This is a genomic window from Streptococcus mitis (assembly GCF_001579035.1).
Lineage (GTDB): Bacteria > Bacillota > Bacilli > Lactobacillales > Streptococcaceae > Streptococcus > Streptococcus mitis_J.
The window spans coordinates 203,271-210,418 of record NZ_KQ970287.1; the positions used below are offsets into that span (position 1 = coordinate 203,271).

Here is a 7,148-nt window from a genome sequence, read left to right on the forward strand (position 1 = left end):
CAAATCGGATAAACTGATTCCACCAAACTTTTAAGAAGAAGGCTTTTTCAATTTTCTTTTCTGCAACCATTTCGAAACTAGGGCGCTCTGTGGTGATGTAACCTTGACCAATCAAGTCCTTGTCTTCATAAGTTAAATGGCCAACTACTGTTCCGGCTTCAAGTGGTGCTGGGATTGCTTTAGAATCAGGTGTGAATTGAATAGATTGGGAAGATTGACCCCCAACACGTTCAATTAGATAGATATCCTCTGGGGCCACTGCAGTTACCGTATCTTCTTTTCCATCTTGTACAGGGGCTTTGCTATCTTGATAGGCATCGCCTTGCTGAACGATTTTTCGAAGTGTAAATGTAGAAGAAATATAATCCATTAGGGAAGATGTAGCTGTAAATCGAGCGTAAGGATTATTGTCTTGATGATCTGCATTTAAAACAACTGTGATAACCCTCATCCCTTTTTCCACAGTAGTACCAACAAAAGACTCTCCAGCCTTATCTGTTGTTCCTGTTTTTAGCCCATCAAAACCACCACGGTAAGCAGGCATGCCTTCTAACATGTAGTTGGTAGAAGTGATTGTCATTCCAGCAAAAGTAGAAGAAGGTTTTTTCGTGATTTCCAAGACTTGTGGGTATTTTTTGATGAGATTACGAGCAACGATAGCGACATCATAAGCACTGAGCTTGTTTTCATCATCTTTTTTTGAGCCCGGGTAAATATTATCCCCTAGTGTCTCATTGTTAAGACCTGTCGTATTGACAACAGTGGCATCCTGAATTCCCCATTCCAAGAGTTTTGCCCTCATCATATCGACGAAATCTTTTTCTGAGCCAGCAATTTTCTCAGCTAGGGCAATAGCGGCGCTGTTGGCACTAGATACCAGAGTTGCTTCAAGCAACTCTTCGACAGTATAATTACGGGCCTCCATAGGAACATTACTGGCTTCAGAATTTGTCGTCAATTGATAAGGATAATCAGAAATATCTACAGGAGTGGAGAGGGTAATACTTCCGTTTTCCAGAGCTTCATAGACCAGATAAACAGTAATCAATTTTGTTATGGAAGCAATTTCGACAGGTTGCGTTGCATCCTTCTCATAGAGAATTTTACCAGTATTTGCTTCAACAGCAATGGCATGTTTTGCAGCAATATTAAAATCTTGAGCAGCAACAGTAGAAGCACCTCCTAAAAGGGAGACAGTTAATAAAGTTAAAAATATTTTTTTCATAGTAGTTTTATTCTATCATAAAGAAAAAAAATATTCTTGCTTTAATAATTCATCCGTTAAGCTTTTTGAAAATATGGTAAAATAGAGTGAGGGAGGTAACTCATGTTTCGTAGAAATAAATTATTTTTTTGGACCACAGAAATTTTACTCTTAACAATCATCTTTTACCTATGGAGACAGATGGGGTCTTTGATTAACCCTTTTGTTAGCGTGCTTAATACAATTATGATTCCATTTTTATTAGGGGGCTTTCTTTATTATTTGACAAACCCTATTGTTACTTTCTTAAATAAAGTCTGTAAACTCAATCGTTTACTTGGTATTTTAATTACCTTGTGTGCTTTGGTCTGGGGAATGGTCATAGGTGTTGTCTATCTCTTACCTATTTTGATTAATCAGTTATCTAGTTTGATTATATCTAGTCAAACTATTTATAGTCGAGTACAAGACTTAATCATAGACTTATCTAATTACCCTGCGCTCCAGAATTTGGATGTAGAAGCTACAATTCAGCAACTGAACTTATCCTATGTTGATATTCTTCAAAATATCCTAAATAGCGTATCAAATAGTGTGGGGAGCGTCTTGTCAGCTCTTATCAGTACTGTTTTGATTTTGATTATGACTCCAGTTTTTTTGGTTTATTTCTTATTAGATGGACATAAATTCTTGCCCATGCTTGAAAGAACGATTCTAAAGAGGGATCGCTTGCATATTGCAGGCTTATTAAAGAATTTGAATGCGACGATTGCTCGCTATATTAGTGGAGTTTCGATTGACGCAATCATTATAGGTTGTTTGGCTTATATTGGCTATAGTATTATTGGTTTAAAATATGCTTTAGTTTTTGCTATTTTTTCTGGTGTAGCCAATTTAATTCCTTATGTGGGGCCAAGTATTGGTTTGATTCCTATGATCATCGCAAATATATTCACTGATCCCCATAGAATGCTGATCTCAGTGATTTATATGCTTGTTGTTCAGCAGGTAGATGGCAATATCTTATATCCTCGAATTGTAGGAAGTGTTATGAAGGTTCATCCAATCACGATTTTGGTTTTACTTTTGTTGTCAAGCAATATCTATGGTGTAGTTGGAATGATTGTCGCAGTGCCAACCTATTCTATCTTGAAAGAAATTTCTAAGTTCTTATCCCGTTTGTATGAAAATCATAAAACAATGAAAGAACGAGAAAGAGAATTAGCTAAGTAAAAGTCAGGAGAACCCGGATTTTTCTTTTTCTTTAGGGAAGTTATAGGAGTAGAAGTGCCGTTTAGATCAGCAGATTAAGAATAATTCACAAAAACGTTGTAAAATACTTGCAATTTAGCTGAAATTTGATAAAATAGTAAGGAAAGTTAGACTGTATTGCCTACTGTCTATCTATAAAATATATTTTATTGGAGGCTTTTACTCAAATGGCAAAAGAAAAATACGATCGTAGTAAACCACACGTTAACATTGGTACTATTGGACACGTTGACCACGGTAAAACTACCCTAACTGCAGCTATCACAACTGTTTTGGCACGTCGCTTGCCTTCATCAGTTAACCAACCTAAAGACTATGCGTCTATCGATGCTGCTCCAGAAGAACGCGAACGCGGTATTACTATCAACACTGCGCACGTTGAGTATGAAACTGAAAAACGTCACTACGCTCACATCGACGCTCCAGGACACGCGGACTACGTTAAAAACATGATCACTGGTGCCGCTCAAATGGACGGAGCTATCCTTGTAGTAGCTTCAACTGACGGACCAATGCCACAAACTCGTGAACACATCCTTCTTTCACGTCAGGTTGGTGTTAAACACCTTATCGTCTTCATGAACAAAGTTGACTTGGTTGACGACGAAGAATTGCTTGAATTGGTTGAAATGGAAATCCGTGACCTATTGTCAGAATACGACTTCCCAGGTGACGATCTTCCAGTTATCCAAGGTTCAGCTCTTAAAGCCCTTGAAGGTGACACTAAATACGAAGACATCGTTATGGAATTGATGAACACAGTTGATGAGTACATCCCAGAACCAGAACGTGACACTGATAAACCATTGCTTCTTCCAGTCGAGGACGTATTCTCAATCACTGGACGTGGTACAGTTGCTTCAGGACGTATCGACCGTGGTATCGTTAAAGTCAACGACGAAATCGAAATCGTTGGTATCAAAGAAGAAACTCAAAAAGCAGTTGTTACTGGTGTTGAAATGTTCCGTAAACAACTTGACGAAGGTCTTGCCGGAGATAACGTAGGTGTCCTTCTTCGTGGTGTTCAACGTGATGAAATCGAACGTGGACAAGTTATTGCTAAACCAGGTTCAATCAACCCACACACTAAATTCAAAGGTGAAGTTTACATCCTTACTAAAGAAGAAGGTGGACGTCACACTCCATTCTTCAACAACTACCGTCCACAATTCTACTTCCGTACTACTGACGTTACAGGTTCAATCGAACTTCCAGCAGGTACTGAAATGGTAATGCCTGGTGATAACGTGACAATCGACGTTGAGTTGATCCACCCAATCGCCGTAGAACAAGGTACTACATTCTCTATCCGTGAGGGTGGACGTACTGTTGGTTCAGGTATGGTTACAGAAATCGAAGCTTAATTCGATTTAGTTCCCAGAAGAACAATTATTTAAGTCAGACACTAAAAGAATCTTGCTTTGCAAGGTTCTTTTTTTCAGATATTGAACTAATACTCAATGAAAATCAAAGAGCAAACTAGGAAGTTAGCTGCAGGCTGCTCAAAACACTGTCTTGAGGTTGCAGATAGAACTGACGAAGTCAGCTCAAAACACTGTTTTGAGGTTGTAGATAAGACTGACGAAGTCAGCTCAAAACATGGTCTTGAGGTTGCAGATAAGACTGACGAAGTCAGCTCAAAACACCGTTTTGAGGTTGTAGATAGAACTGACGAAGTCAGCTCAAAACACTGTCTTGAGGTTATAGATAAGACTGACGAAGTCAGCTCAAAGCACTGTCTTGAGGTTGTAGATAAGACTGACGAAGTCGGCTCAAAGCACTGTCTTGAGGTTGCAGATAGAACTGACGAAGTCAGCTCAAAACACTGTTTTGAGGTTGTAGATAGAACTGACGAAGTCAGTATCATATACATACGGCAAGGCGAAGCTGACGCGGTTTGAAGAGATTTTCAAAGAGTATAAAATTGAATTGCTTATAAAAAAGCTCCATACACTAGATGTGTATAGAGCAATGGGGGATTATTTGATATAGAGTTCTTGGTTTTTCAAGACAATTTCTCGTACACTTGTAAACTTTTTGAGTTTTTTGATTTCTTCTGGATGGGTTACGAGAGTAATAACATACCCTTCCTTGCCCATACGGCCAGTACGCCCAGCACGGTGAGTGTAAGTTTCGATATCTCTAGGGACATCAAAGTTTACAACACATTCGAGGCTATCGATATCAATTCCACGAGCCAAAAGGTCAGTTGCAAGGAGTAGGGTTAGTTGCTTATCTTTAAACTTTTCTAAGATGACTTTTCTAAATTTGACATTAACATCACTAGCGAGGGAAACAGCCAAGATATCACGATACTGTAATTTTTCTTCTGCACTTCCAAGGTCTGACAGGCTATTGAAGAAGACCAGACCGCGGAAATCCTCCACATGAGCTAGTTTTCGTAGCATATCCACTCGGTGACGTTGGTCTACCTGCATGTAGAAATGCTGGATATTATCCAGTTTTTGGTCAGAGAGATCAATGGTACGTGTATTTGGAGCAATCTTTTCTTGGTCAAACTTGGTTGTCGCACTCATATAGACAAGTTGGTGGTCACGAGGTGCGTAGTGAGTGATTTTCTCAACAAAATGAATTTGAGAATCATCAAGCAATTGGTCAAATTCATCCAAGATGATGGTTTCTACATTCATCATCTTAATTTTTTTCAATTTAATCAACTCAAAGATACGACCAGGAGTTCCAATCAGAATTTCTGGTCCTTTTTTTAGGCGTTCAATCTGGCGTTTCTGGCTCGAACCTGATAAGAAGAGTTGGGGGGTTAAGCCGATAGTCTCAGCCCACGTTTTACATACGTCAAAAATCTGTCCAGCAAGCTCCGTATTTGGTGCTAGAATCAAGAGTTGCTGCGCTTTTTTCTTTTGTAGTCTGAGAAGACTTGGTAGGAGGTAAGCTAGGGTCTTACCAGTTCCTGTTGGGCTCACTCCTAGAAGATTTTCTCCTGAAAGAATGGGCTCAAATAGTTGAGTTTGAATGGGGGTGAATTCTTGGAAACCGAGTTGGTCGCTCAGTTCTTGCCATTCAGTCGGTAGTTTGCTTTTCATTTTTCTGCCTCAAATCTAATACCAGCAGTCTGGCGCATAGTATATAGTAGCTCATGAACTGAACTTGCATCTTCCAGCCAAGTTTGGTAGAGATTCAGAACTGGTTGCTGGATCATCTGTGCAAATGCAGCGACTTCCTCAGTCATCGTATGAGGAGCCTGTTGGATAGGGAGTTGGACTTGATTGCCTTGGTGGTCGGTAACAATAGCTGAGCGAATATGCTCAATCGTGTTGAGGGTCAAGGTACCATCTGTCGTATAAATTTCGCAAGGAAGATTGGAAGTAATATTTTTCCCAGACTTGATGTGAACCTGAAAGTCTGGGTAGAAGAGGATACCATCTCCATTTAGATCAATGCTATTGTCAAGCTGTTGAGCCTGATAGGTTGCGTCCTGAGCCTTTCCAAAGAGGCGAACGGCAGCGTAGAGAGGATAAATCCCCAAATCCATAAGTGCTCCACCAGCAAAACGGTCTGAAAAGACATTTGGTGTCTCCCCAGCCAACAAGTCAGGCATTTTGGAAGAATACTTGGCATAGTTGAAATCTGCTCCCAAAATCTGTTTGTCTGCTAAAAAGTTTTTGATGATAGTGAAAGCTTTTTCATGGTAATTCCGAGCTGCTTCAAAGATAAAACAGTGATTTTTTTCAGCTGTTTGAACCAAATCCAGCCAGTCTTGTGGCTGAGTGACAGCTGGCTTTTCAAGAATGACGTGTTTACCAGCAGACAAGGCAGTTTTTGCCTGAGCAAAATGCAAGGAGTTTGGACTGGCAATATAGACCACATCAAAGGAGCTCTTGAAGAAGTCTTCTAATTGATCGAAGAGTTGGATATTCTGATAGCGAGAAGCAAAGGTTGCTGCGGTTTCAAGTTTCCTAGAATAGACTGCGACCAGCTGGTATTTTCCACTAGCATGGGCTGCTTCTATGAAGTGATGGCTGATAGCACCTGTTCCGATGACACCTAATTTAAGCATAGATACTCCTTTTCCGATTTTAAATCCTTCTTTCATTATAACATAGATAGACGGGACTATCCAACAGAGGGTAAAAATTTTCAAATAAGCTACTAGGTCTTTTCCAAAGAAAGTGGTACAATAATGAAATGAGTAAATGAAATGGGAGGGAAAATGAGGTTATTACCGATAAGAAAAATATCACGTCAGTCTAAGAGGCTAGCGCTTTTTTTGACTTTTTGTGCAGGTTATGTAGATGCCTATACTTTTATTGTACGAGGGAATACCCTTGTAGCTGGACAAACTGGGAATGTCGTCTTTCTTTCAGTAGAATTAATTCAAAATAATGTTTCAGATGTTAGGGACAAGGTTCTCACCTTGCTAGCTTTTATGATGGGGGTCTTTTTATTAACTGTTTATAAGGAAAAATTGAGAATTGTGAAAAAACCGATTCTGTCATTGATTCCTTTGGCAATCTTATCAATCATTATTGGTTTTGTGCCGCAAACTGTGGATAATATCTATCTAGTGCCGCCCTTGGCCTTCTGTATGGGACTGGTGACAACTGCTTTTGGAGAAGTGTCGGGTATTGCTTACAATAATGCCTTTATGACAGGGAATATCAAACGGACCATGTTGGCTTTTGGAGATTATTTC

At 39.6% G+C, this 7,148-nt stretch carries 7 protein-coding genes; 4 read left to right on the forward strand and 3 right to left on the reverse strand.

Annotated features, from left to right (window positions below; all coding sequences use genetic code 11):
* Window positions 1–1,225 (reverse strand): D-alanyl-D-alanine carboxypeptidase PBP3 (pbp3, locus tag SMIDD26_RS05455; RefSeq protein WP_061439384.1); only part of this gene is annotated, 1,225 nt, incomplete at its 3' end.
* A 102-nt stretch (window positions 1,226–1,327) separates the two neighbouring features.
* Here pbp3 and cozE point away from each other — a divergent pair.
* The 3 genes from cozE to SMIDD26_RS12910 all read left to right on the forward strand — a co-directional run bounded on the left by cozE (window position 1,328) and on the right by SMIDD26_RS12910 (window position 4,377).
* A complete protein-coding gene (gene cozE, locus SMIDD26_RS05460; protein WP_061439387.1) occupies window positions 1,328–2,437 on the forward strand; it encodes a cell elongation protein CozE in 1,110 nt (369 codons plus the stop codon).
* 206 nt (window positions 2,438–2,643) lie between these two features.
* Complete coding sequence (gene tuf / locus SMIDD26_RS05465; RefSeq protein WP_001040726.1) at window positions 2,644–3,840, forward strand: elongation factor Tu; 1,197 nt, start codon at window positions 2,644–2,646, stop codon at window positions 3,838–3,840.
* A gap of 96 nt (window positions 3,841–3,936) precedes the next feature.
* Window positions 3,937–4,377, forward strand: coding sequence for a hypothetical protein (locus SMIDD26_RS12910; RefSeq protein ID WP_061439389.1), 441 nt, complete (start codon window positions 3,937–3,939; stop codon window positions 4,375–4,377).
* A 78-nt stretch (window positions 4,378–4,455) separates the two neighbouring features.
* Here SMIDD26_RS12910 and SMIDD26_RS05475 read toward each other — a convergent pair whose 3' ends face one another.
* Window positions 4,456–5,538 carry a DEAD/DEAH box helicase gene (locus tag SMIDD26_RS05475; protein WP_061439391.1) on the reverse strand — a complete coding sequence of 361 codons (1,083 nt, stop codon included), beginning with the start codon at window positions 5,536–5,538 and terminating at the stop codon, window positions 4,456–4,458.
* On the reverse strand, window positions 5,535–6,512 hold the full coding sequence (locus SMIDD26_RS05480) for a Gfo/Idh/MocA family protein (RefSeq protein ID WP_061439394.1): 978 nt from the start codon (window positions 6,510–6,512) through the stop codon (window positions 5,535–5,537). Before SMIDD26_RS05480 ends, SMIDD26_RS05475 begins: the two co-directional genes overlap by 4 nt.
* Window positions 6,513–6,653: 141 nt before the next feature.
* Between SMIDD26_RS05480 and SMIDD26_RS05485 the strand changes: the two genes are divergently transcribed.
* Window positions 6,654–7,148, forward strand: a 495-nt coding sequence (locus tag SMIDD26_RS05485; protein WP_134990195.1) for a YoaK family protein, incomplete at its 3' end; no start/stop codon positions are given.